This window comes from Streptomyces nidicola (assembly GCF_050106155.1).
Lineage (GTDB): Bacteria > Actinomycetota > Actinomycetes > Streptomycetales > Streptomycetaceae > Streptomyces.
Genome location: NZ_JBNBPI010000001.1, coordinates 802,704 through 828,540, shown reverse-complemented (window position 1 = coordinate 828,540; position 25,837 = coordinate 802,704). Strand labels below are relative to the sequence as shown.

Below are 25,837 nucleotides of genomic sequence, written 5' to 3'. Positions count from 1 at the left end.
GGATGCGCGGCGGACCTTCGGTGCTCGGGATCGTACTGGCAGGTGGGGAGGGCAAGCGGCTGATGCCGCTCACTGCGGACAGGGCGAAGCCCGCGGTGACGTTCGGCGGCACGTACCGCCTGGTCGACTTCGCCCTGTCCAATCTCGTCAACGGCGACATCCTGCGCATCTGCGTCCTGACGCAGTACAAGTCGCACTCGCTGGACCGGCACGTCACGACCACCTGGCGGATGTCGAGCCTGCTCGGCAACTACGTCACGCCGGTCCCGGCCCAGCAGCGGCTCGGGCCGCGCTGGTACTCGGGCAGCGCCGACGCGATCCTGCAGTCCCTCAACCTGGTCCACGACGAACAGCCCGACTACATCGCGGTGTTCGGCGCGGACCACGTGTACCGGATGGATCCGCGGCAGATGCTCGCCCAGCACATCGAGTCGGGCGCGGGCGTCACGGTGGCGGGCATCCGGGTGCCGCGCGGGGAGGCGTCCCAGTTCGGGATCATCACGCCGGCCCGTGACGGCACGCGCATCGACGCCTTCCTGGAGAAGCCGACCGACCCGCCGCCGCTGCCCGGCACGCCAAACCAGGTGTTCGCGTCGATGGGCAACTACCTGTTCACCTCGAAGGTCCTCGTCGACGCGCTGACGACCGACGCCGAGGACGCCAACTCGGCGCACGACATGGGCGGTTCGATCGTGCCGATGCTCACCGAGCGCGGCGTCGCCCAGCTCTACGACTTCGACGGCAACCACGTGCCGGGGGAGACGGACCGGGACCACGGTTACTGGCGCGACGTCGGCACCCTCGACGCCTACTACGAGGCCCACATGGACCTCATCTCGGACACCCCGGTCTTCAACCTCGACAACCGCCGCTGGCCGATCTACACCCACCCCGGCCAGCTCCCGCCGGCCAAGTTCTGCGCGGGCGGCATCGCGGCCGAGTCCATCGTCAGCCCCGGCTGCGTCATCCGCGGCCAGGTCACCCGCTCCGTCCTCTCACCGGGCGTCGTCGTCGAGGACGGCGCGGTCGTCCAGGGCTCGGTCCTGCACGACAACGTACGGGTCGGCAGGGGAGCGGTGGTGCGCGGCGCCGTCCTCGACAAGAACGTGGAGGTCCCGGTCGGCGCCACCATCGGCGTCAACCCGGGCCGCGACGCGGAGCTCTACACGGTGTCGAAGTCGGGCGTGATCGCCCTCGGCAAGGGGCAGTCGGTGCACTGAGCGGAAACGGGAGGGCGCGCCGACGGCCGGTGCTCTACTTGGCTCATGAAAGCGCTGCTGGTGCTGTCCGTGCTGCTCTTGGTGTTCGCCCTGCCGACCTGCGGCCTGTGGCTGTTGGGGCGATGGGCGAAGGTACCTGCCTGGATGCTGACCGTGTTCCTGGCCGCCGGGTGGCTGGCGGTGCTCGTCGGCGGGCTCCTCTCGCAGCGCGCGCAACCGGCCCTGTTCCCGGAGACCTCACCGTGCCACGGCGCCGGAACGCCGGTCTCGCGGTACCTCCCGCCGGATTCGTTCTGCCGGCACGACGACGGCGAGCTGCGTTCGGTCAACGGGCCGTTGGGCAAGCTGGTCTTCTGGCTGGCCCTGGGCACGGCCGGAGCCGTGCCGGGAGCCGCCCTCGTGCGGCGCCGTACGGAGTCCTAGGCCCTGTCGTCAAACTCCCGTCTGCCCGGCGACGCCTGGCACGCACGCTCGCGGCGTTGCCGAAAAGCCCGAGTAGCTCCGCTACTAGGACTCTCCGGCGCCTTGCGATCGCACGCTTCCCCAAGCTCTCGGCTTCGCTCGAGCAGGGGAGACCCCATTACGCCGCCGGGCCGCCCTTCGGGCGACGACGGGAGTTTGACGACAGGACCTAGGGCACGGAACCGCAGCGCCCCCCAGGCTTACGTAGGGTCCGGGACCGGTGGTTCGCCCGTGAAGCCGTTGGCCCAGTAGCGGCCCCGGAGTGAGAGGTCGAGCAGCATGCGGGTGGCCTCCTCCGGGGGCATCGGGCGGGGATCGGCCTCCAACCACCAGCCCAGCACCGCGAGTTGTTCGCCGACCCAGGCGTGTGCCAGGACGTCGACGTTGATCCGGGGCGTGACCCCCTCGTGCTCGGCGCGGGCCCGGAAGACCCCGGCCGTCGCCTCCGCCTGCGCCCGCGTGAACTGGCGCAGCGCCCGGCCGTCGCCCTCTCCCCGCAGGATCATCCGGTAGGCGTCCCGCTCCTCCTCGGCGTGCCGGAAGATCTCCAGCGCCGGTTTGCCGGTGAAGCCCACCTCTGAGCCCTGGACGAGCGGGCGCAGCCGCTCCTGCAGCTCGTCGAGCAGGTCGGTCACCACGCGGTCGAGCAGGTCGTCCTTGTCCGTGTAGTGCTTGTAGAACGTGGCCCGGCCCAGGTCGGCCCGCTCCGTGATGTCCTCCACGGTCACCGTCGCGTAGCCCCGCTCCAGGGACAGCGACACCAGCGCGTCGCGCAACAGGCGTCGGGTGCGGCGTACTCGGCGATCGCCCGCTTCCGGCGGCATGTCCGGCTCCTCTCGCGTCCCAGATCGGTCGGTCCCGGATCGGTGCCGGAAGCGTACACCGGATCATTGACACCCCGAAGGTTTATAGACACGCTGTCCACTATTGGCCGCCATGATGATTTGAGCCGTCGAGCGTGGGAGCAATCCGTGAACCTGGGCACGTACATCACTCGAAGCAGCACCTTCTGGCCGGAGCGCGAGGCCCTGATCTGCGGGGAACGCAGGCTGACGTACGGAGAGCTGGAGCGGGTCACCAACCGCCTGGCCTCCGCGCTCATCGGGCGCGGACTCGCGCCGGGGCAGGCCGTCGCGACGTACGCGGGCAACTGCGCGCAGGCCGTCGAGACCGAGATGGCCCTGTCCAAGAGCGGCCTCGTGCGGGTGCCGATCAGCCCGCGGCTCTCCGTCGACGAGGTCGCGCACATCCTCGACGACGCCGACGTCCGCGTCCTGTTCGTGGACAGCGAGCGGATCGAAGCCGCGCGCGCCGCCCTGGAGCGCGCCTCGGTGGACTGTCTGCTCGTCGATTATGGGGAGCAAGGGGCGCTCGCCTACGGGGAGTTGCTCGGCGAAGGGGGTGAGCAGGCCGTCGCCGTCGAGGTCGACCAGCACGACGCCGCCGTCCTCAACTTCACCTCCGGATCCACCGGCAAGCTGAAGGCCGCCGTACAGACCCACGGCAACCGGCTCGCCAACATGCGCAAGCGGATGATGAGTTCGGACGCCTCACCCGCGACCCCCGAGTGCTACCTCGCCGCCGGACCCATCACGCACGCGCCCGGAATGCCGCTCCTCGCCCTGCTCGCCTCCGGCGCCACCGTCGTCGTACTGCCGCGCTGGGACGCCGAGTCGTTCCTCGCCACGGTCGAGGCCGAGCGGATCTCCGCGACGTTCCTGGTGCCGACCATGCTCGGGATGCTGCTCGCCCACCCGAAGACCGCCACCGCCGACCTGTCCAGCCTCCGGTCGCTGCACGTGGGCGGCGCGCCCGTCTCGCCGCAGCGGCTGCGGGACGCCGTCGAGGCGTTCGGCCCGATCGTCATGCAGGGCTACGGGCAGGTCGAGACCACCAGCGGCATCACCGTGCTGACGCGTGAGGACGTGCTCGCCGGCACCACCACCGACCCCGACCTGCTGCTCTCCTGCGGCCGCCCGGTGTTCGACACCGAGATACGCGTGGTCGACGAGGCGGGCACCGCGCTGCCCGCCGGGAGCATCGGCGAGGTCGTCGCCCGCGGCCCGGACTGCGTCACCGCGTACTGGCACGAACCCGAGCTGTCCGCCGAGACGTTCAAGGACGGCTGGGTGCACACCGGTGACCTGGGCTATCTGCGCGAGGACGGCTACCTGTTCATCGTCGACCGCAAGAAGGACATGATCATCTCCGGTGGCTACAACGTGTACTGCAGCGAGGTCGAGGCCGTCCTGTACGCCCACCCCGCCCTCGCGGAGGCCTGCGTCATCGGCGTCCCCGACGAGAAGTGGGGCGAGGCCGTCAAGGCGGTCGTCGTGCGCAGGCCCGGCGCCGAGGTCACCGAGGACGAGATCGTCGACTTCTGCGCTGAACGCCTCGCCCGCGTGAAGAAGCCGCGGTCCGTGGAGTTCGTGGACGCGCTGCCCGTCAACCGCAACGGGAAGATCGACCGCCGCGCCGTCCGCGCACGCCACTGGGACGGCGCCGAGCGCCGCGTCCACTGAAGCCCCTTGCACAGGAGAGCGCCATGACCTTCACCCTCACCCCCACGTACGAAGACAACCCGCGGCTCCAGGATCTGGTGGAGCGACTGCGTGACTATCTCGGCGGGGAACTCGCCGCGTATGAAGCAGAGTTGGGGATCGAGCCCGAGAGTGGCTACACCCGCGCCCAGCTCGAACCCGTCTGGCGGCGCAGCCGCGAACTCGGCTTCTACGGCATCCACCTGCCGAAGGAACACGGCGGCCAGGACCTCACGTACACCGAACTCGCCGCCCTCAAGGAGGAGGTGGGCGCCTCCGGGCGGCTCCTCCAGCACAGCGTCCTCGGCGACATGGGCGGCCCGCTGCGCGCCGGCTCGATCCTCCAGTACGCCACCGACCATCAGATCGAGACATATCTGGAGCCGGTCATCCGGGGCGAGCGGGCCTGCTGCTTCTCGCTCACCGAGACCGATGCCGGGTCCGACGTACGGGCGATGAAGACCGTCGCCACGCCCGACGGGGACGGCTGGCGGATCACCGGGCACAAGGTGTTCTCCTCCGCCGGACCGTTCGCCGACTTCTCCGTCCTCATCGCGCGGATGGCGCCCGAGCCGGACGCGCCCGAGGATGCCAAGCCGGTGTTCTCCGCGTTCCTCGTCGACCTCGACGCACCCGGCTGCACGGTGCTGCCCGGCGAGACACCGATGTCCGGCGAGCACATCGAGAGCGACATCGTGCTCGACAACTGCCGTGTGGAACCAGGCCAGTTGCTCGGCAAGGTCGGCGACGGGCTGCGCATCGGGCTCGGCCGCGTCACCACCAACCGGCTCCTGCACTGCCCGACCGTCCTCGGCCAGGCCCGCCGCGCCCTCGCCCTCACCGTCGACTTCGCCCGCACCCGGCAGGTCTTCGGCGCGCCCCTCGGCGCGCTCCAGTCCATCCAGCACAAGCTCGCCGACATGGCGACCTCGTACTACGCGGCGCGCAGCATGACGTACGACGCGCTCGCCGACCTCGACGCGGGCAGGGAGCCGCGCACCGAGGCCTTCATGTGCAAGCTCTTCGTCGCCGAGAACGCCTTCCGGATCGCCGACGAGGCCGTGCAGATCCACGGCAAGGCCGGCCTCGTGCGCGGCGCCGAAGTCGAGTCCATCTTCCGGAAGTTGCGCATGTTCCGCGTGCTCACCGGCTCGTCCGAGATCCAGAAGAACGGGATCGCCCGCCAACTGCTGATGCCGGGCTGACGGGCGCGGCACCACGGCGCCACCGAACGTTCCGCTGTGCTCTCCCACTGTGCTCTCTCCACCAGGAGGTTCCTTCCGCATGCCGCCCACCACCGCACCCTCGTACACCGAGCGCGCCCACGACCTGCACCCCGAACTCGTCGCGCTGCGCCGGGCCCTGCACCGCGAGCCCGAACTCGGCCTCCAACTGCCCCGCACCCAGGAAAAGATCCTCGCTGCACTCGACGGACTGCCCCTGGAGATCACCACCGGCAAGGACCTCGGCTCCGTCACCGCCGTCCTGCGCGGCGGACGGCCCGGCGGCGCCGTGCTCCTGCGCGCCGACATGGACGCCCTGCCCATCACCGAGAACAGCGGCGTCCCCTACGCCTCCGAGCTGACCGGCGCGATGCACGCCTGCGGCCACGACCTGCACACCGCCGGACTCGTCGGCGCCGCACGGCTCCTTGCCGAGCGCCGCGAACACCTCGAGGGCGACGTCGTGTTCATGTTCCAGCCCGGCGAGGAGGGCTTCGGCGGCGCCCGCGTGATGATCGACGAGGGCCTCCTGGACGCGGCCGGAAAACCCCTCGACGCGGCCTACGCGCTGCACGTCGCCGCCGACCGGCTGCCCGGCGGCATGGTGTCCAGCCGGGCCGGCACCGTCACCTCCGCCTCCGACGTGCTGACCGTGACCGTGCGCGGCCAGGGCGGTCACGGCTCGACCCCGCACGGCGCCAAGGACCCCATACCCGTGGCCTGCGAGATCGTCACCGCGATCCAGACCTGGGTGACCCGCCGCTTCGACATCTTCGACCCGGCCGTCGTCACCGTCGGCACCTTCCACGCGGGCACCCAGCAGAACGTCATCCCCGACACCGCGACGTTCGAGGCCACCGTGCGCAGCTACTCCGAGCCCGTCCACGAACGCCTCATCGAGGGCCTGCCCCGCCTGGTGCGGCACATCGCCGAGGCACACGGCATCGAGGCCGACGTGACGTACGACGTCACCTACCCGGTCACCGTCAACGAGCCCGCCGAGACGGCCTTCGCCCTCGACACCGCCCGTGAGCTGTTCGGCGCCGAGCAGGTCCACGAGTCGCCCAAGCCGGCCAACGGCTCCGAGGACTTCGCCTTCGTCCTCCAGCGCGTGCCCGGCGCCATGCTGCTCGTCGGCGCCGCTCCCGAGGGCGCCGACCCGGCGAGCACCGCCGTGAACCACTCGCCGCGCGCCGTCTTCGACGACCGCGTACTGCCGCGCCAGGCCGCGCTGCTCGCCGCGCTCGCCGAGGGACGCCTCGCCCGGGGAGCCGGCGCATGAGCGCGGCCGGCGCACCGCCTGCGGGCGGCAAGGTGCGCGCCGTGGTCGGCCTGCTCGTCGCCTTCGAGCTGATCAGCGGCTTCCTCCAGGGCGCCGCCGTGCCCCTGGTCCCCGAGATCCAGCACTGGCAGGGCATCGGCACGGGACAGGCCCAGTGGATCACCTCGGTGCAGTATCTGGCCGCGGCCGTCAGCGTCCCCGCCCTCGGCCGCCTCGGCGACCTGTACGGGCACCGGCGCATGATGCGGATCGCGCTCGCCGTGATCGCCGTCGGCACCCTGCTCGTCGCCTGCGCGCCCAACCTCGGCGTGCTGCTGCTCGGCCGCGCCCTGATGGGACCGCTCGCCGCGCTGCTGCCGCTGGAGATCGGCCTGGTGCGCGACCGGCTCAGCGTCGACGGCGGGCGCCGGGCGGTCGGCCTCCTCGTCGGCTCGCTCACCCTCGGCTCCGTCCTCGGCCACGCCCTGGCCGGACCGCTGCTCGCGCTCCTCGGCGAGCTGCGCCCCACGCTGTTCGCCCTCGCCGCGCTGGCTGTCGCGTGCGTCGCGCTGTCGTTCACCGCGATCCCGGAGACCCGCACCCGGGCGAGCGGCCGGATGGACTGGTCGGGGGCGGCCCTGCTCGCCGTGGCCCTGGTCCTGCTGCTCGGCACGGTCTCCCGCGGCTCCTCCTGGGGCTGGACGTCGGTGCCCACACTCGGCGGCCTCGCCCTCGCCGTGGTCCTGCTGTACGTCTGGGCCCGCCTCCAACTCCGCAGCCCCGACGCCCTGGTGGACGTCCGCGCCCTCGGCCGCCGTGCGAGCGCGCCGTACTACGGCTCCGGGTTCGTGCTCGGCGCCGTCCTGCTCGGCGGCCAGACCGTCGCGGTCAGCTTCATGGCCACGGCACCCAAGGACACGGGCTACGGCTTCGACCTCGCGGCCTGGCAGATCAGCCTGTGCGGCGTCATTCCGCACCTCATGGCGTTCCTCGGCTCGTCGCTGTGCGCGAACCTCGCGGGGCGGATCGGCTACCGCCGACTCCTCTTGTTCGCGTTCACGCTGCTCACCTGCGGATACGGCGGGTTGATCGCGCTGCACACGGGCCTGGTGCCGTTCACCGTCGCCAATGCCCTGGTGGGCTTCGGTGTCGGCCTCGCGCTCGGCGGGCTGCCCACCGTGATCGTGGAGAGCAGCGCCGCGGACCGCACGGCCAGCGCCACCGCCGTCTACAACAACTTCAAGACACTTGGCGGCAGCTTCGGCGGCGCCGCGTTCGGCGTCGTCCTCGGCTCTCTGGTCCTGGCGGGCACGGACACCCCGACGCTCGGCGCGTACGTGACGATCTGGGCGATCGCCGCTGTGCTCTGCGTGCTGGCGGTGGGCGCTCAACTGCTCGTCCGCGGGCCCCGGCCCACGGGTCCTGAACCCGCCGCCCCGGCAGCCGCGGTGACGGCACCGCCGTCGTCCGGCTGACCGGCGTCGGCCCGACAAAGCGGGACGTGCTGACCGCGTCGTCCTCGACACACCGGGCCGACGCGCCGCACGCCCTTGGCTAACCTGCACGGATGACCACCGACCTGACGCTCCTGCCCCGCGTCGCCCACCGCGGGCGGGAGGTCACCGCGCCCCGGCTGCGCGGCCTGCTCGCCCTCCTCGCGAGCGAACCGCGCACCGGGTGCAGCACGGAGCGGCTGGTGGCCGGGCTGTGGCCGGAGGAGCTGCCGCAGCGGCCGGGCAAGGCGTTGCAGGTCCTCGTCGCCCGGGCGCGGGCCCAGCTGGGCGCCGACGTCATCGTGAGCACGCCGACCGGCTACCGGCTCGGCCTCGCAGATGACCAGGTCGACAGCTCCGCGCTGCTGCGGTACGCCGCCGTGTGCGCGGAGCGGGCCAGGGCCGGGGACCACACGGGCGTGCTGGCCGGGGCCGAGGCAGGGCTCGCCCTGTGGGAGGGCGCCCCGGAGGAGGGCGGCGGCACGGGCGATCCCGTGGCCGCCCTGCGCGCCGAACGCGCCACGGTCCGCCGGGAACTCGCCCGCGCACGGGCCCTCGCGCTCGCCCGGCTCGGCCGGTACGCGGAGGCGGTGGGGCCGCTGGCGGACACCGCCGTACGGCTGCCGCGCGACGAGGAGTTGCTCGCCGAACTGCTGCGCGCCGAGACGGCCACGGCCGGACCCTCCACCGCGCTCGCCCGTTACGAGGCGTACCGCCGCGGGCTCCGGGAGGAGATGGGGGTCGAGCCCGGCGCCCAACTCCGTTCCGTGCACGGTGAGTTGCTGCGCGACGAACCGACTATCGTGCGGCACGGCGTACCGCACGAACCGAACCAACTCCTCGGCCGCGACCAGGACATCGCCGCGGTGGAGCGACTGCTGCGCGAGGCGCGCGCCGTGACCGTCGTCGGGCCGGGCGGACTCGGCAAGACCCGGCTCGCGTACGCCGTGACCCGCCGGTCCTGCCAACGTGTCGTGCACGCCGTGCCGTTGGCCGGTGTCACCGCCGATGCGGACATCGCCGCGGAGGTGGCCTCCGCGCTCGGCGTGGGGGAGGGGCGACACGGGGCCGTCGCCGGGCACGCCCCGGCGGACCCGGTGTCCGGCATCGTCCGGACGCTCGGTGCCGGGCCCGCGCTGCTGGTCCTCGACAACTGCGAGCACGTCGTCGGGGCGGTCGCCGACCTCGTCCAGGCGCTGCTGTCCCGCGCCCGTGACCTGCGCGTGCTCGCCACCAGCCGGTCGCCGCTCGGACTCACGTCGGAGGCGGTGTACGCGCTGCCGGAGCTGGGCCCCGACACCTGCGCCGAACTGTTCGGCCAGCGGGCCAGGGCCGCACGGCCCGGCGTCGACCTGCCGCCGGACGCGGTGGCCGAACTGTGCGGACACCTCGACGGGCTGCCGCTCGCCGTGGAGCTCGCCGCGGCGCGGGTGCGTGCCCTGTCCGTGCCCGAGATCGCGCGCCGCCTCGGCGACCGCTTCGCCCTGCTGCGCGGCGGCGTACGCGACGTCCCCGAGCGGCACCGCACGCTGCACGCCGTCGTGGAGTGGAGCTGGAACCTGCTCGCGGACGAGGCCCGCGCCGCCATGTGCACGCTGTCCGTCTTCCCCGGCGGGTTCTCCGCCGACGCGGCGGAGCGGGTCCTCGGCAAGGTCCCGCCGGCCGCGCTGGATGTCCTGGAGCAGCTCGTCGAGCAGTCACTGCTGACCGTCGACGACACGCCCTCGGGGGTCCGGTTCCGGATGCTGGAGACCGTACGGGAGTTCAGCGCGGCCCGGCTCGCGGAATCCGGCGAGGAGGAACGGGCTCTCGGTCAACTTTGCTCCTGGGCGCGCGAGTTCGGTGTCAGCCACTACGAGACACTGCTCGGCCCGCGCTTCCCCGACACCCGGGAGCTGATCAAGTCCGAGCAGGACAACCTCGTCGCCGCCCTCCGGCACGGCCTGGCCCGCGGCGAGGGATCCACCACCGCGGCCGTCACCGCCGTGCTCGCCGCCCTGTGGTCCACCGACTCCGACTTCGCCCGCCTCTTCGCCCTCGCGGCCGACACCGGCTCCCCGCTCTCGCACTACCGCCCCGAACCCGAGTACGTCGAAGTGGCCCGGGCCGCCGCGGTGTTGTGCGCGGCGAGCCTCGTCGTGGACCACGCCCCGCGCGTCCTGCGCCACCTCGTCAGCCTGCGCCGGCTGCCACCGGCCCCGCCGGACACGCTGCTGCGTGCCATCGCGGTCGTGCTGGTCGCCGTACCCGAGATGCTGCCTCCCGACTACCGCGTACTGCGCGAACTCTGCGACAGCGACTACCCGTTGGTCGTCTCCGTCGCCGAGAGCGTCGCCACCTACGTCTGGGAGTACGAGCACGACATCGGCCGCACGCTCGCCTCGGCGCGGCGGGTCGTCGACGTCCTGGCGGCGGTCGACAGCCCGCCCCTGGAGGTCATGGGCTACTCGCGGCTCAGCCAGTTGTGTCTGACGACGGGGGACGGCGACGCCGCGTACCGCTACCTCGGGGCGGCCCGCGAGGCGCTGCCCCGGTTCGGCGACGAGAACGACTACGTCGGCATCCGCTGGGGGTTCGCGCTCGCCTGCCTGCAACGCGCGGATCCGGACGAGGCCGAGACCTGGCAGCGGCGGGCCGAGGCCGAGGGCACCGCGCAGAAGGACCCCTTCTACAGCCCGGACCTGGGAGTACGCGCCGAGATCGCGCTCGCCCGCGGCGACACCGAGGCCGGTCTCGAGCTGTGGCGCCGCGCCGTCGCCCGGCTGCCCGCCGCCGGCGCACAGCACGACGGAGAGCTGTGGCACGACCCGTGGGCCCTCCAGATCCAGGCGACGGCGGTGACGGCGCACGCGTACGCGGGCCGGCTCGCACCGGTCACCGACACGGTCGACGGGCTGCGGGCCGTGCTCGCGGGACCGGCCGCCGACCAGGTGGCGCTGCCCGTCCTCGGCACCGTGCTGCACGCGCTCGGCGCGGCCGGGCTCACGGACCGCACCCCCGAAGCCGTACGGACGCTCGCCCTGGCCGAACAGCTGTGGGTACTGCGGGACTTCCAGCCGACGATGGCGGCGGCGCGCGCCCGCCGGGCGGCCGAGACCGTCGACCGGGCGGCGTACGCCGACGCCGTGGCCGAGTACGCCACCCTCGGGCGCGACGAGCTGCGGGACGCGGCCCGCGAGCACGCCTTGTACGGCTTGTGAGCGCCTGAGCGCCTGAGCGCCTGAGCGCCTACGCCGGATCGCGGTTGAACAGGGCCCTCGACCAGAAGAACCCGAGCGCGGTCAGGCCCAGGCACCAGGCGACCGCGAGCCACCCGTTGTGACCGATCTCCGTGCCGAGCAGCAGTCCGCGCAGAGTCTCGATCAGTGGCGTGAACGGCTGGTACTCGGCGACCGGCCGGAACCAGCCGGGCATCGCGTCGATGGGCACGAAGGCGCTGGAGATGAACGGCAGGATGATCAGCGGCATCGCGTTGTTGCTCGCCGCCTCGGCGTTCGGGCTGGCCAGGCCCATCCCGACGGCCACCCAGCTCAGCGCCACGGCCACCAGCACCGTCAGGCCGAACGCCGCCAGCCACTCCAGGACCGTCGCGTCCGTCGACCGGAAACCGATGGCCACCGCCACGGCGCCGACGACAAGGACACCGGCGACCGCCTGGAGCACACTGCCCACGACATGCCCGATCAGCACGGACCCGCGGTGGATGGCCATCGTACGGAAACGGGCCATGATCCCCTCCGTCATGTCCATCGTGACCGAGATCGCGGTCCCGGCCGGAGTGGCGCCGATGGTCATCAGCAGGATCCCCGGCACGAGATAGCCGACGTACGCGCTCCGGTCGGCGGGGCCGCCACCGATCCCCGCGCTCATCACGTCGCCGAAGACGTACACGAAGAGCAGCAGCAGAACGATGGGTGTCAGCAGGATGTTCAGGGTGAGCGACGGATACCGGCGGGCGTGCAGGAGGTTGCGGCGCAGCATCGTGGACGAGTCGCGCACGGCGAGGGACAGGGCGGTGCTGCTCATCGGAGGGCCTCCTCGGGCCGGGAGGTCCGCTCGGCGCCGCCGGTCAGGGCGAAGAACACGTCGTCGAGGTCGGGGGTGTGCACGGACAGCTCGTCCGCCTCCACGCCCGCCGCGTCCAACCAGTCGAGCACGGAGCGCAGTTCGCGCTGGGTGCCGTCGCTGGGGATCCGCACCGTCAGCGCGTCGTCGTCCGTGGTGACATCACGGAGCACGGCGACGGCGGCCCGGTAGCCGGCCGGATCGGTGAACCGCAGCCGCACGTGGCCGCCCGGCACGAGCCGCTTCAGCTCCTCGGCGGAGCCCGTCGCGGCGATCCGGCCCTCGCTCAACACGGCGATGCGGTCGGCGAGTTCATCGGCCTCGTCCAGGTACTGCGTGGTGAGGAAGACGGTGACACCGTCGGTGACGAGGTCGCGGATCATGCGCCACATCGTGTGGCGGCTGCGCGGGTCGAGGCCGGTCGTCGGTTCGTCGAGGAAGAGGATGCGCGGGGAGCCGACCAGCGTCATCGCGATGTCGAGGCGGCGCGTCATGCCGCCGGAGTACGTCGACGCGGGCCTCTTCGCCGCCTCGGTGAGGTCGAAGCGGTCGAGGAGCCCGGCGGCCAGCCGACGGCCCTCACGCCGGGGCAGATGGTGCAGATCCGCCATGAGGTGCATGTTCTCCTCGCCGGTGATCAGGCCGTCGACGGCCGAGAACTGCCCGGTCACACCGATCACCGCGCGCACGGCCTGCGGGTCGGCGGCGAGGTCCTGGCCGCCGACGGACAGCTCGCCGGCGTCGGCGGTGACGAGCGTGGAGAGGATCTTCACGGCGGTCGTCTTGCCCGCGCCGTTCGGCCCGAGCAGCGAGAAGACGGAGCCGGCCGGCACCGCGAGATCGACGCCGTCGAGCACGGTCTTGTCGCCGTAGGTCTTCCGGAGCCCCTTCGCCGCGATGGCGAGGGGAGGGGGTGTCGTGGTCGTGGTGGTCATGCGGCAGAGGCTGCGGCACGGCGCACTCAACCCGGTTTCAGCGTGGTTTCAGCCGCCATTCCGGTCCCGCGGTCTTGCCGGGGGCGCCCGCCCGTGCTGTGATGCCAACTGCCCGTCTTCTCAACAATGTTCAACGAAGTCCAACGCAATACACCGCAGTTGCACAGACCCGAGCGGCGAGCCGCCACTCTTCCTCAACGCGTCCAGCAATGGAGGATCCGTGCGCACCACAAACTTCAGACGTCACGCAAGACGTCTGTCCCTGCTCCTCACCGCGGCCCTGGGCCTCGGCACGCTCAGCCTGGCGGCCCCGTCCGCCACCGCTGCGAACGACGACCCCGTCGTGCCGCACGGACTGAAGGGCGAGTACTACACCCAGTCCGCCGCCGGCGCCTTCGACTTCGACGAGCTCAAGGCCACCGGCTTCGACCCGCAGATCGACTTCAACAGCCTCGAGTCCCGCCTGTCGTCCGCGACGGGGAAGGCGGACGACGCGAGCGTGCGCTGGACCGGGAAGCTGGTGCCGGAGAAGTCCGGGCCGACAACGTTGTCTATGATCGGTGACAACGGTTTCCGGCTGTGGGTCGACAACAAGCTGGTCATCGACCACTGGGTCGACGACTGGGACAAGGAACAGACCTCGCAGCCCGTCGACCTGACCGCGGGCAAGGCGGTCGACATCAAGGTCGAGTACTTCGAGCACTACGGCGGCTCCAACCTCCACCTGCGCTGGACCGAGCCCGGTGAGAAGAAGGAGGCCATCCCGTCCTCCGCGTTCCGGATCCCCGACGACTGGAAGTACGACGGCGCCATCGGCACCACCGTGCTCGGCGACGGCCGCACCCTGAAGCTGGACTTCGCGCAGAAGCTGGGCGCCGTCCCCGGTGACATCAACGACCACCTGAAGGCCGTCATCGGCGGCGCCAAGTGGCCGCTCGGCACGGCGAAGGCGGACCCCGACGACCCGCGCGCGCTCCTCGTGGGCCTCGACGAGCCGGTCGTCGGCAACAAGGACGGCGACGCCCCCGGTCAGGCCGACGTCACATACGACGGCAAGGGCGGGCTGGCCGGCAGTGACGGCACGGCTGTCGGGTCCTTCTGGTCGAGCGGCCCCAACCACTCGACGCACGAGCTGACCACCAAGTGGGGCGACGACGTCACCCCGGCCAACGCCCACCGCGAGTACCCGCGCCCCCAGCTCACCCGCGACAAGTGGAAGAACCTCAACGGCAGTTGGGAGTTCGCCGCCGCCAAGGAGGGCGAGCAGCCGCCGGTCGGCAAGAAGCTCGGCGAGAAGATCCTCGTGCCCTACCCGGTCGAGTCCCAGCTCTCCGGCGTGCAGCGCCACGAGGACCGCATGTGGTACCGGCGCACCTTCACCGTGCCCGCCGACTGGAAGGTCGGGAAGGGGCAGCGACTGAACCTCAACTTCGGTGCCGTGGACTGGAAGTCGGAGATCTATGTGAACGGCACGAAGGTCGCCGATCACAAGGGCGGCTACGACAAGTTCAGCGCCGATGTCACCGACGCCCTCAAGCCGGGCCGCACCCAGGAACTCATCGTCGGCGTCTACGACCCGACCGACGCCGACAACGCCGAGAACCCGCCCATGGGCAAGCAGCGCCTCGACCCCAGCGGCATCTGGTACACCCCGTCCTCCGGCATCTGGCAGACCGTGTGGATGGAGCCGGTCGCCGCCGACCACGCCACCGACCTGAAGGTGACGCCGAATGTGAAGACGGGCGAAGTGGCCGTCTCCGCAACGGGAGTTCGCGGCGGCGTCCCCGTCACGGCGACGGCGTACGCGGACGGCAAGAAGGTCGCCACCGCCACCGGCACCTCCGGCGGACCGCTCACCCTGAAGATCGCCAAGCCGCACCTGTGGTCGCCCGACGACCCCTTCCTCTACGACCTCAAGGTGGGCGTCGGCGCGGACAAGGTCGGCAGCTACTTCGGGATGCGCTCGATCTCCGTCGAGAAGGTGAACGGCACGCCGCGCACCATCCTCAACGGCAAGCCGGTCTTCATGATGGCCACCCTCGACCAGGGCTTCTGGCCCGACGGTCTGCACACCGCGCCGAGTGACGACGCGCTCGCGTACGACCTGAAGATGCACAAGAAGATGGGCTTCAACTCGGTCCGCAAGCACATCAAGGTCGAACCCGACCGCTGGTTCTACTGGGCCGACAAGCTCGGCCTGATGGTCTGGCAGGACATGCCCGCCATGGAGGCCGGCAAGAACCCGTCGACGGCCGCCCGCGCCGAGTTCGAGCGCGAGATGAAGATCATGATCGACCAGCACATCAACCACCCGTCGGTCGTCATGTGGGTCACCCTGAACGAGGGCTGGGGCCAGTACGACGAGGGCCGCCTCGCCACCCAGGCCAAGTCCTGGGACCCGACCCGCCTCATCAACGGCATGTCGGGCCTCAACCTCGGCAAGGACGGCGGCACCGGCGACATCATGGACGAACACGGCTACCCGAGCCCCGCCCTGCCACCGAAGCCGGACGGCGAACGCGCCCTGGTCGCGGGCGAGTACGGCGGCCTCGGCCTCGCGGTGCCGGGCCATGCCTGGTCGGTCCAGCAGTCCTACGTCGACGTGGACCCGGCGACGTACACGGACGGCTACCTCGAGAAGCTGGACGAGGTGCACAAGCTGGCCTGCAAGGGCGGCAACGGCGCCGTCTACACGCAGATCTCCGACGTCGAGGGCGAGTTGAACGGTCTGCTCACCTATGACCGCCGGGTCGTCAAGCCGGACGTGAAGCGGGTGCACGACGCCCAGCAGGCGCTGATCCGCGACGCCTCGCAGGACACCGTGGCGAACTGCTCCTGACCCGTAGGCTCTTGGGGCGGGCCCGTACTCACGGGCCCGCCCCTGGTTCCCGTGGCGTCCGGACTCCTGGCGGCCCGCGAAGTCTTGACGGGCCGTCGGGGCGCACGAAGAATGACCAGCCATGCTGACAACGTTGTCGAAGGGTGCAGGATGAGAAGCCGCAGAAGACCCGTCCGCCGCACACTGGGGGTGCTCGCCGCGGCCGCCGCGCTGCTCGGCGCCGGCCTCGCGACACCCGCCGCGGCCTCGGCCCCGTCCAAGGACGGTCGACTGACCGATCTGGTCAACCCGTTCATCGGCACGGAGAACGAGGGCAACACCTATCCGGGCGCCGCCGTCCCCTTCGGCATGGTGCAGTTCTCGCCGGACACCGGGCACAACACCGGCTACGACCACTCGGACACCCACATCCGCGGCTTCTCCACCGTGCATCTGTCCGGCGTGGGCTGCGGGTTGGGCGGTGACCTGCCGGTGCTGCCGACCGTCGGTGACATCGGGAGCACGGACTATGCGAAGTACGCGGCCGAGTTCAGCCACGACGACGAGAAGGCGTCGCCCGGCTACTACAAGGTGGGCCTGAAGTCCGGCATCGACGCCGAGCTGAGTGCCACCAAGCGGACCGGCGTGCAGAAGTACACGTTCCCGGCCACCGACAAGGCCAACGTGATGATCAACGCGGGCCAGTCGCTGCACAAGACCGTGCACACCAAGGTCGACATCCTTGACAGCCACACCGTGCGTACCGCCATCACCGGCAGCGGCTTCTGCCAGGACACCAAGCAGTACACGCTCTACACGATCACCAAGTTCGACCGGCCCTTCGCCACGTCCGGCACCTGGAAGGGCGACACCGTCACCGAGGGCTCCAGGTCCTCGGCCGCGGACGCCGAGCGCAACGGCGCGTATCTCCGCTTCGACACCAGCAAGGACCGCACCGTCGAGGCGACGACCGCGATCTCCTACGTGGACGCGCACGGCGCCGCGCTCAACCTCCGTACGGAGGGCGGCCGTTCCTTCGACTCCGTGCACGCCGCGGCGCAGTCCGCGTGGGAGGACCGGCTCGACGACGTCAAGGCACAGGGCGGCAGCGAGACCCTGCGCCGCACCTTCTACTCCTCGCTGTACCGCTCGTTCCTCGCGCCCAACATCGGCAGCGACGTGGACGGCCGCTACACCGGCTGGGACCAGAAGATCCACCGCGCCAAGGGGTTCACGTACTACCAGAACTGGTCGCTCTGGGACACGTACCGCACCCAGGCGCAGCTGCTCGCGCTGCTCGCCCCGCGCGAGTCGCGGGACATGGCGCTGTCGGTGATCCGGATCGACAAGGACAGCGGCTGGCTGCCCAAGTGGGGCTACGGCACGGTCGAGACGAACATCATGACCGGCGACCCGGTCACCCCCTTCCTCACCAACGCCTACCAGCAGGGTCTGCTCAAGGGGCATGAGGAGGAGGCCTACCGCGCGCTGAAGAAGAACGCCGACGGCGTGCCGCCGGCCGACTCCGCGCCCGTGGGCCGCGAGGCCAACAAGGAGTACCTGGCCGACGGGTTCGCGCCGTACATCAAGGACCGCGCGCACGTGAAGCCCGGCGACTCCGATTACGACCACGGGGCCTCGGCCACGCTTGAGTACGCCCTGTCCGACGCCATGCTCGGCCAGATGGCGAAGGAGCTCGGGCACGAGGACGACGCGAAGCGGTACGCCGAGCGGGCGCAGAACTACCGGAAGATCTTCGACAGTTCGACCGGATTCTTCCGCGCGCGCGACGCTTCGGGCGCCTTCACCGGTCCCGCCGACCCCGCCAAGAGCGAGGGCTTCCACGAGGGCACGTCCTGGCAGTACCAGTGGCTCGTCCCGCAGGACCTGCCCGGCATGGTCGGCCTGATCGGTGGAAAGGACGCCGCGAACAAGCGCCTCGACTCGTTCTTCGCCTACGACGAGCTGGTGAAGGACCCCGCGAAGACCGCCCGCGAGGTGTGGGTCAACGGCCCGTACGACTACTACAACGCGGACAAGTACAACCCGCAGAACGAGCCGGACCTGATCGCGCCGTACACGTACCTGTCGACCGGTCAGCCGTGGAAGACGACCGACGTGGTGCACGCCGCGCTGACCCTGTTCACCGACACCCCGACCGGCATGACCGGCAATGACGACCTGGGCACGATGTCCGCCTGGAACGTCCTGTCGTCGATCGGCATCTTCCCGGTGCAGCCCGGCACGGACACGTGGAGCCTGTCGACGCCCGTCTTCGAGCGGGTCGACGTCACGCTCGACCGGCGCTACTACCCGAAGGGCGCGCTGACCGTCCGGGCGCCCGGCACCTCGGAGGACAACCGGTACATCCAGTCGGCGCGGACGGACGGCGCCGCGTACGACAAGACGTATCTGACCACGGAGGACCTGCGGGGCCTGCGGAACCTGTCCTTCACCGTCGGCGAAGAGCCGTCGGCGTGGGGGACCGGTGCCGACGCGGCGCCGCCCGTCCTCAAGTGACGTAAACGACACGCCACTTGAGTGGTCTTCTGAGTCACATGAGACCCGCCTCTCCCAGAGGGGCGGGTCTTCATCAGTTGTTAACGCAGAGTGGCATGATCGTACTTGACCGTAATCGACGCCTGGGGATTGACTGCGAGCTCACCGTCGTCGACGCGAGAGCCCTTCATGACCTCTCTGAGTTCGGACTTGCTCGCTCCACTCGACCTGACCTTCTGGAACATCGAGACCGCCGAACACCCCATGCACCTGGGGGCGCTGGGTGTCTTCGAAGCCGACGACCCCGGAGCCGCCCGACACGCCTTCGAGCTGCTCGCCACCCGCGCCGCGGGCGTGGCGGGCCTGCGGATGCGGATCGCCGGCGTGCTCGTGCCGGTCGGCGGCGCGGCCCGCGTGCCCGCCACCGACTTCGACCCGCTCGACCACGTGTGGATGGCCGGGCCCGTCGACGACTTCCACGCCGCCGCGGGCGCGCTCATGGAACGCCCGCTCGACCGCGGCCGCCCGCCGTGGGAGGCGCACGTGCTGCCGGCCGCCGACGGCGCGTCGTTCGCCGTGCTCTTCAAGTTCCACCACGCCCTCGCCGACGGGCTGCGCGCCCTGACCCTCGCCGCCGGCGTCATGGACCCGATCGACCTGCCCGCCGGGCGCACCCCGAAGGACGCGCCCGCCCCGCGCCGCGGACTGCGCCTCCCGTTCCCCGGCCTGCGCGAGATCACCCTCGGCGACCTCGACCCGCGCCGCTACCCCGACCACGTGCGGGCGCTGGCGACCAGCGCCACACAGGCCGTGTCCATCGGCGCGTCCGTCGCCCGCGCCACCTGGGGCGTACGCACGTCGCCCGCGCTCACCTCGAAGGCCAGCGGCACCCGGAGCACCGCGGGGGTCGTGCTCGACCTCGACGACGTGCACCGCATCCGCAAGACGGTCGGCGGCACGGTCAACGACGTGCTGATCGCCGTGGTCGCCGGAGCGGTGCGCCGCTGGCTCGACGAGCGCGGCGACGGCAGCGAGGGCGTCGAGCCCCGCGCCCTCGTCCCGGTCTCCCGGCGCAGGCCCCGCACGGCGCACCCGCAGGGCAACCGGCTCTCCGGCTACCTGCTGCGCCTCCCCGTCGCCGAGCCGGACCCGGTGGAGCGGCTGCGGGTCGTACGGGCCGCCATGAACCGCCACAAGGACGCCGGGCCCACGCGTGGCGCGGGAGCCGTCGCACTGCTCGCCGACCACGTCCCGGCGCTCGGCCTCCGGCTCGGCGGCGGTGTCGTCGGCCAGAACGCGCGCCTCCTCTTCGACCTGCTGGTCACGAGCGTCCCCCTGCCCAGCCTCGGCCTGAAACTGGGCGGCTGCCCGCTCACCGAGGTTTTCCCGCTGGCACCGCTGGCGCAGGGGCAGTCCCTCGCCGTCGCCGTGTCGACGTACCGCGGGCGGGTCCACTACGGGCTCGTCGCCGACGCCAGCGCCGTGCCGGACCTCGACGTGCTGGCGAGGGCGATCCAGGAGGAAGTGGCCGCGCTCGGCGCGGCGTGCGAGCACGCGGCGACCTGACGTAACCGGGGGCGGTGACGCCCGTCATTTGGCCGACCCCAGTCCCGCCAGTATCCTCCGAAGCTGGCGGGATCAACCGATGGACCTGTAAGGTGCCGCCTTTTGGCAGCCGCGCGGCACATCCGGATTCCTCGCGGCACGAGCGACGCGAGGAACAGCAGCGGCGATGACCGTGACAGAGGACAACAAGCCCGCCGACGGCACGGGGGCCGGCGAGAACGGCGATGTCGTCTACGGCCCCGGCATCGACCCCGAGCGGCTGGCCGTCTGCCTCAGCGTCCTGGAGGAGCTCGACGAGATCGACGTCGACCACCCCGACGCGATCACCGTCCGCAGGGCCACCGCCGGCATCTACCGGACCGTGAAGCAGCGCCGCCGCCAGGAGCGCCGCGCCGCCAAGACCGCCCACGACAAGGCGGTCACCGAGGCGACGGCGACCGGCTCCGCGCAGCGCATCGACGACGAGACCGAGGGCATCCTGCCCTCCTCGCAGACCGAGGAGGGCCGGCTCGCGGGGATACTCCAGCGCCCGCGCTCCTGCTACACCTGCAAGACCCGGTACGTGGAAGTCGACTACTTCTACCACCAGCTCTGTCCGGACTGCGCCCGCCTGAACCGGACCAAGCGCGACGCCCGCGCCGACCTCAGCGGCAAGCGCGCCCTGCTCACCGGCGGCCGCGCCAAGATCGGCATGTACATCGCGCTGCGCCTCCTCCGGGACGGCGCGCACACCACGATCACCACCCGCTTCCCCAAGGACGCCATCCGCCGGTTCAAGGCGATGGAGGACTCGGCGGACTGGATCCACCGCCTGGAGGTCGTCGGCATCGACCTGCGCGACCCGGGCCAGGCCGTCGCCCTCGCCGAGCAGGTCGCCGCCTCGGGTCCGCTCGACATCCTCATCAACAACGCGACGCAGACCGTGCGCCGGCTGCCCTCCGCCTACGCCGCCCTCGTCGACGGCGAGAGCGCGCCGCTGCCCGCGGGCGAGCTGCCGCCGCACACCGTCATCGGCGCCTTCAACTCGGGCTCCGTCGACGGCATCCAGGCGCTGCCCATCGGCACCAGCGGCATCGACGCCCAGAAGGTCGCCGACCTGGCGCTCGTCGCGGGCAACGCGAGCGTCGAGCGGCACCTCGACGGCTCCGCGATCGACGCGGGCGGCCTCGTCCCGGACGTCGTCGAGTCCAACACCTGGGTGCAGACCATCGACCAGATCTCCCCGGTCGAGCTGCTCGAGACCCAGCTGTGCAACTACACGTCGCCGTTCATCCTGATCAGCGCGCTGCGCCCGGCGATGTCCGACGCCGCGAAGAAGGCGGAGAGCGGACGCGCGTACGTCGTGAACGTCTCGGCGATGGAGGGTGTCTTCGGCCGCGGCTACAAGGGCGCGGGCCACCCGAACACCAACGCGGCCAAGGCCGCGATGAACATGGTGACGCGCACCAGCGCCCACGAGATGTTCCAGGCCGACGGCATCCTGATGACCTCCGTCGACACCGGCTGGATCACCGACGAGCGCCCGCACTACGACAAGCTGCGCCTCGCCGAGGAGGGCTTCCACGCCCCGCTCGACCTGGTCGACGGCGCCGCCCGCGTCTACGACCCCGTCGTGCGCGGCGAGGCGGGCGACGACGTGTACGGCGTCTTCCTGAAGGACTACGAGCCCGGCAAGTGGTGACGCAGCTGCCGGTGGACGGCATCGTTCGACGCGCCGCCCGCTGAGGCGGCGCGCACCCGCGTACCGCCGTCCACCAGCAGCTCCGCCCCGGTGATCCAGGACGCCTCGTCCGACACCAGCCAGCGCACCGCCCGTGCCACGTCCTCCGGCTCCCCGATCCGCCCGGCCGGAAGGCCCGCCGCCACCGACTCCTCGGCCCGCTCCCACACGAAGCGGGCCATCTCGGTGCGCACCAGGCCGGGGGAGACGGAGTTCACCCGTACCAATGGGCCCATTTCGCCCGCCAGTTGAGCAGTCAGGTGCAGCAGCGCCGCCTTGCTGGTGCCGTACGCGCCGACGTTCGGCCCGACATGGCCCGCGCCCTCCGTGCACACATTGACGACGGCGCCGCCGTGCTCGCTCATCCACGCCCGCCACGCGCACTGCACCAGCCGCAGCGGCGCCTCCACGTTCATCGTGAAGGCCGTGCGCCACGCGTCCGGATCGGCGTCCATGAGCGGGCCGTAAGGCTGATTGGTCGCGGCGTTGTTCACGACGATGTCGACCCGCCCGAAGTCGGCCATCGTCCGCTCCGTCACCTCCCACAGATGCGCCGGATCGGCCACGGACCCGGGCACCCCCACCGCCTCCGCGCCCCGCGCCCGCAACGCCGCGACGGCCTCCCGCACCCCGTGCGGATCCCGCGCCGTCACGCACAACAGGGCGCCGCAGTCGGCGAGTTCCTCCGCGATCGCGCGGCCGATGCCGCGCGACGCGCCGGTCACGACGGCCGCCCTGCCGTCGAGCACACGCGGTTGATCCGAGGGAGCCATCGGGGACGCAGCCATGCGCGTACGGTCTCACGGGCGGCCGGTGGGTGACGGTGTGTCAGCTGTGCATGGTTCGTGGGCCGTTTGTGGAGGCCGCCGGGTCAGCGGACGTACGAGGCGTGGGTGGCCGCCACGAGTTCGAGCACCGGGCGCCAGTCCTCCAGGACCCCCGCGTCGAGGCCCACCACCTTGCCCGCGTCGTCCGCCTGCCGCACCGTCACCGCGTCCTCGGCGTGCGGGTCCGCCTCGAACGCCGCCACCTCCCGCGGCGTCATCGGGCCGCCCTGAACGCCCAGCGTCAGCGCGCTCTGCGCGGACAGGCCGCGCCCCGGCTCGGTCGTCGCCAGATACCGCTTCGCCTGCACATGCAGCCGGACGAGCTGGGCCACCCGCTCGCCGAGCAGCCCGCGCACCGCGTCCGCCGCGCGGTCCGCGTGTCCCGCGTCGTCGCCCGGGCACAGCAGATGCCCGAGGTCGTGGACGAGCCCCGCGATCTGCAACTCCTTGTCGCTGGGCCGGGAACGGCGCAGCAGCGCCGCCGTCTGCAGCGCGTGGTCGTGCAGATCGACGGGGTCGCCGCTGCGGTCCGGAGTGTCCCAGGCGCCCCGGCAGGCGTGCAGGGCGGCCATCAATTCCTCGACGGTGCGCAGTTCGACGCGTTCCGTGGCAGTCGACTTCGCCATTGAGACTCCTCCCGAAGCTCTTCCGCAGCCTGTCCGGAAGCAGACCATGGCGAACTGAGGCCGAGCCGACCCACCGGTCAACAGCACGTGAACGCTGTCCCCTTTCTCCCATGGTGCAGAATTGCCGCATGCGCCGCCTCACCGTTCCCGCTCTGCTGGTGACCCTCCTGGTCACCGTGCTGGGCACGGCATGGGGCAGCGACTTCGGTGGCGCTCCCGTCGAACCGGCCCCGGTCGCCGCGTCCGCACAACAACTCGCGTCGCCCGGCACACCCGACTGCGCCCCGCAGGGCCAGCACGCCCCCGACAGTCGCCAGGGCGTGCCCACGCGCGGCACCAGCGCCCACGAACTCCTCGCCCCGCTCGCGTACGCACACGGGCACGGCGCCACCGCGCCGCTCACGGGCATCGTGCCGCCGACCCCGGTGGGCCGCGGCCCACCGCCGCCCAACGACCCGCCCTCACCGGTCGAACTGTCCGTCCTGCGCGTGTAGATGACGCCCCGCTCCACCCGTCATCACGCATTCCTCACGCACGCAAGGACGACTTCGTCATGCTCAAGAACACCACCACGACCACCACCACCCGGACCAAGCGGCGCCGCACCGCCGCGATCGCCGCCTCCGTCGCCGTGGCCGCGATCCTCCTCGGCACCGTCTCGTACACCGCGACCCGGCCCGAGGCCCGTACCGACGTGGCCGACCAGCAGCAGGCGGACACCACCGAGGCCAACGACGAGCTGACCGACAAGCTCGTGAAGCTCGCCCGTCGCGACGCGAAGGACCCGCTCGCGCAGGGCCGCGCCGACGCGCCCGTGGTGCTCATCGAGTACGCCGACTTCAAGTGCGGCTACTGCGGCAAGTTCGCCCGCGACACCGAACCCGACCTGGTGAAGAAGTACGTCGACGACGGCACGCTGCGCATCGAGTGGCGCAACTTCCCGATCTTCGGCGCCGACTCGCAGTCCGCCGCGCGCGCCGCCTGGGCCGCCGGACAGCAGGGCCGCTTCTGGCAGTTCCACAAGGCGGCGTACGCAGACGGCACCAAGGACAAGGGCTTCGGCGCGGACCGCCTCGACGCACTCGCCCGCGAGGCCGGGGTCAAGGACCTCGACCGTTTTCGCACGGACCGCGCGGGCAAGGCGGCAAAGGCGGCGGTGCAGCAGGACAGCGACGAGGCGTACGCGCTCGGCGCCACCTCCACGCCGTCCTTCCTCATCAACGGGCAGCCCCTCGCGGGCGCCCAGCCCGAGGCCGCGTTCGAGCAGATCATCGAGGCGGCGAAGGCCCAGTCGGCGAAGGACCAGTCCGCGAAGTCCGGGAGCGGGCAGTGAGCGACATCGGCTACTTCGCGGCGTTCCTCGGCGGCCTGCTCGCCCTGCTCAGCCCGTGCAGCGCGCTGCTGCTGCCCGCGTTCTTCGCGTACTCCATCGACAGCCCGACACGGCTCGTCGCCCGCACCGGAGTCTTCTACCTGGGACTCGCCACGACGCTGGTCCCGCTCGGAGCCGCCGGCTCGTACGCGGGCCGCTTCTTCTACGGCAACCGTGACCTGCTCGTCTCCATCGGCGGCTGGCTGATCATCGCGCTCGGGGTGCTCCAGATCGCGGGACGCGGCTTCGCCTCCCGCCGCATGTCCGAACTCTCCGGCCGCATCCGCCCCACCAACGCGGTGTCGGTGTACGCGCTCGGGGCGGTCTACGGCCTGGCCGGTTTCTGCGCGGGACCGATCCTCGGCAGCGTCCTCACGGTCGCGGCGCTCGGCGGGCACCCGGTGTACGGCGGAGCACTGCTCGCGGTGTACGCCCTGGGCATGGCCGTACCGCTGTTCCTGCTCGCCCTGTTGTGGGAACGGTTCGACCTGGGCGGGAAGCGGTGGCTGCGCGGCCGCCCGGTCCGCATCGGCCGCTTCGAGACGCACTCGACGTCGCTGGCCTCCGGTCTGTTCTTCCTGGCGCTCGGCACGCTGTTTCTCGCCTTCGACGGGACGACGGCGCTTCCCGGACTCCTCGACGTCGACAACTCGTTCGCCGCCGAGCAGTGGGCGCGCGGCATGGGTGACCGCGTGCCGGACCTGCTCGTCCTCGTCGCGGTCGTCGTGCTGGTGGGCGCGTTCTTCCTTGTACGAACCCTGCGCGGACGTGCGGAGAACGTGCCGGTCGAGAGCGATTAGCGCCCGGTGGCAGGGGGCGAGTTGACGCCAATCTCCGGCGTCGGCCGCCCCGCCCCACGCGCCTCGCCGGCCCCGGGCGGCGCCCGGAGCCGCGTCAACACCGCGCGGCGACACGCCGTGATGTCCTGAAGTGCCCCCGTACGAGGGAAAACCCGTCGCGCCGGGCCCGGTGTCCATGGCTGAATGAACGCCAGGCGACCTCCGAAAGACCCAGAGATTTCAGCCCCAGTGAGCGGACCCCCGCTCATATGGTTAGGCTGTAGCCGCACGGTTACCGCAAGTGGGTCCGACACCTCGACCCATGGTGGCCGTACAGGGACAGACCGAGAACCACGGCCGACCCAACGAGCGACAACCGGCGCCACCGCGCCCGAACTGGCCCTCTACACAAGCCCGATCGGGCGCCGGAC

The 25,837-nt window shown here is 71.5% G+C and carries 19 protein-coding genes; 14 read left to right on the top strand and 5 right to left on the bottom strand.

Annotated features, from left to right (window positions below; genetic code table 11):
• Positions 1–2 precede the first annotated feature (2 nt).
• Both glgC and ACOKM3_RS03905 read left to right on the top strand, forming a co-directional pair.
• Positions 3–1,220 (top strand): glucose-1-phosphate adenylyltransferase, encoded by a 1,218-nt coding sequence (glgC, locus tag ACOKM3_RS03910; protein WP_266717297.1) that lies wholly within the window; start codon positions 3–5, stop codon positions 1,218–1,220.
• A 45-nt stretch (positions 1,221–1,265) separates the two neighbouring features.
• Positions 1,266–1,643 carry a hypothetical protein gene (locus tag ACOKM3_RS03905; RefSeq protein WP_426896899.1) on the top strand — a complete coding sequence of 126 codons (378 nt, stop codon included), beginning with the start codon at positions 1,266–1,268 and terminating at the stop codon, positions 1,641–1,643.
• A gap of 239 nt (positions 1,644–1,882) precedes the next feature.
• Here ACOKM3_RS03905 and ACOKM3_RS03900 read toward each other — a convergent pair whose 3' ends face one another.
• Positions 1,883–2,506, bottom strand: coding sequence for a TetR/AcrR family transcriptional regulator (locus ACOKM3_RS03900; protein WP_426896897.1), 624 nt, complete (start codon positions 2,504–2,506; stop codon positions 1,883–1,885).
• Between the two features lie 147 nt (positions 2,507–2,653).
• Between ACOKM3_RS03900 and ACOKM3_RS03895 the strand changes: the two genes are divergently transcribed.
• From ACOKM3_RS03895 to ACOKM3_RS03875, 5 genes are all read left to right on the top strand, one after another.
• Complete coding sequence (locus tag ACOKM3_RS03895; protein ID WP_426896895.1) at positions 2,654–4,204, top strand: acyl-CoA synthetase; 1,551 nt, start codon at positions 2,654–2,656, stop codon at positions 4,202–4,204.
• Between the two features lie 23 nt (positions 4,205–4,227).
• A complete protein-coding gene (locus tag ACOKM3_RS03890) occupies positions 4,228–5,427 on the top strand; it encodes an acyl-CoA dehydrogenase family protein (RefSeq protein ID WP_426896893.1) in 1,200 nt (399 codons plus the stop codon).
• A gap of 79 nt (positions 5,428–5,506) precedes the next feature.
• On the top strand, positions 5,507–6,727 hold the full coding sequence (locus ACOKM3_RS03885; protein WP_426896891.1) for a M20 metallopeptidase family protein: 1,221 nt from the start codon (positions 5,507–5,509) through the stop codon (positions 6,725–6,727).
• Positions 6,724–8,181: an MFS transporter gene (locus ACOKM3_RS03880; RefSeq protein WP_426896889.1), complete on the top strand. Its 1,458-nt coding sequence runs from the start codon at positions 6,724–6,726 to the stop codon at positions 8,179–8,181. Before ACOKM3_RS03885 ends, ACOKM3_RS03880 begins: the two co-directional genes overlap by 4 nt.
• Before the next feature lie 92 nt (positions 8,182–8,273).
• Positions 8,274–11,399: an ATP-binding protein gene (locus tag ACOKM3_RS03875; RefSeq protein ID WP_426896887.1), complete on the top strand. Its 3,126-nt coding sequence runs from the start codon at positions 8,274–8,276 to the stop codon at positions 11,397–11,399.
• A 28-nt stretch (positions 11,400–11,427) separates the two neighbouring features.
• Here the strand turns inward: ACOKM3_RS03875 and ACOKM3_RS03870 are convergent, their stop codons facing one another.
• Both ACOKM3_RS03870 and ACOKM3_RS03865 read right to left on the bottom strand, forming a co-directional pair.
• Positions 11,428–12,225: an ABC transporter permease gene (locus tag ACOKM3_RS03870; RefSeq protein WP_426896885.1), complete on the bottom strand. Its 798-nt coding sequence runs from the start codon at positions 12,223–12,225 to the stop codon at positions 11,428–11,430.
• On the bottom strand, positions 12,222–13,199 hold the full coding sequence (locus ACOKM3_RS03865) for an ATP-binding cassette domain-containing protein (protein ID WP_426896883.1): 978 nt from the start codon (positions 13,197–13,199) through the stop codon (positions 12,222–12,224). The genes ACOKM3_RS03870 and ACOKM3_RS03865 overlap by 4 nt, the downstream gene beginning before the upstream one ends.
• A 220-nt stretch (positions 13,200–13,419) precedes the next feature.
• On the opposite strand from ACOKM3_RS03865, the gene ACOKM3_RS03860 reads away from it, so the two are divergent.
• The 4 genes from ACOKM3_RS03860 to ACOKM3_RS03845 all read left to right on the top strand — a co-directional run bounded on the left by ACOKM3_RS03860 (position 13,420) and on the right by ACOKM3_RS03845 (position 21,763).
• Positions 13,420–16,038: a PA14 domain-containing protein gene (locus ACOKM3_RS03860; RefSeq protein ID WP_426896881.1), complete on the top strand. Its 2,619-nt coding sequence runs from the start codon at positions 13,420–13,422 to the stop codon at positions 16,036–16,038.
• Positions 16,039–16,188: 150 nt separating this feature from the next.
• The gene (locus tag ACOKM3_RS03855; protein ID WP_426896879.1) at positions 16,189–18,537 is read left to right on the top strand and encodes a GH92 family glycosyl hydrolase; all 2,349 of its coding nucleotides are present in this window, start codon (positions 16,189–16,191) and stop codon (positions 18,535–18,537) included.
• Positions 18,538–18,714: 177 nt separating this feature from the next.
• Entirely contained in the window at positions 18,715–20,082 is a 1,368-nt protein-coding gene (locus tag ACOKM3_RS03850; protein WP_426906694.1) for a wax ester/triacylglycerol synthase family O-acyltransferase, read from the top strand.
• A 166-nt stretch (positions 20,083–20,248) separates the two neighbouring features.
• A complete protein-coding gene (locus tag ACOKM3_RS03845) occupies positions 20,249–21,763 on the top strand; it encodes an SDR family NAD(P)-dependent oxidoreductase (RefSeq protein WP_426896877.1) in 1,515 nt (504 codons plus the stop codon).
• Here ACOKM3_RS03845 and ACOKM3_RS03840 read toward each other — a convergent pair.
• Both ACOKM3_RS03840 and ACOKM3_RS03835 read right to left on the bottom strand, forming a co-directional pair.
• Positions 21,742–22,590, bottom strand: a complete 849-nt coding sequence (locus ACOKM3_RS03840) for an SDR family oxidoreductase (RefSeq protein ID WP_426896875.1) — start codon at positions 22,588–22,590, stop codon at positions 21,742–21,744. The two genes, ACOKM3_RS03845 and ACOKM3_RS03840, sit on opposite strands and share 22 nt — an antisense overlap.
• 83 nt (positions 22,591–22,673) lie before the next feature.
• Positions 22,674–23,255 carry an HD domain-containing protein gene (locus ACOKM3_RS03835; RefSeq protein WP_426896873.1) on the bottom strand — a complete coding sequence of 194 codons (582 nt, stop codon included), beginning with the start codon at positions 23,253–23,255 and terminating at the stop codon, positions 22,674–22,676.
• A 128-nt stretch (positions 23,256–23,383) separates the two neighbouring features.
• On the opposite strand from ACOKM3_RS03835, the gene ACOKM3_RS03830 reads away from it, so the two are divergent.
• The 3 genes from ACOKM3_RS03830 to ACOKM3_RS03820 are packed head-to-tail and all read left to right on the top strand — an operon-like array spanning position 23,384 to position 25,427.
• Positions 23,384–23,749 carry a hypothetical protein gene (locus ACOKM3_RS03830; RefSeq protein ID WP_426896871.1) on the top strand — a complete coding sequence of 122 codons (366 nt, stop codon included), beginning with the start codon at positions 23,384–23,386 and terminating at the stop codon, positions 23,747–23,749.
• A 59-nt stretch (positions 23,750–23,808) separates the two neighbouring features.
• On the top strand, positions 23,809–24,588 hold the full coding sequence (locus ACOKM3_RS03825) for a DsbA family protein (protein WP_426896869.1): 780 nt from the start codon (positions 23,809–23,811) through the stop codon (positions 24,586–24,588).
• The gene (locus ACOKM3_RS03820) at positions 24,585–25,427 is read left to right on the top strand and encodes a cytochrome c biogenesis CcdA family protein (protein WP_267072110.1); all 843 of its coding nucleotides are present in this window, start codon (positions 24,585–24,587) and stop codon (positions 25,425–25,427) included. Before ACOKM3_RS03825 ends, ACOKM3_RS03820 begins: the two co-directional genes overlap by 4 nt.
• The last annotated feature ends 410 nt before the right edge of the window (positions 25,428–25,837 follow it).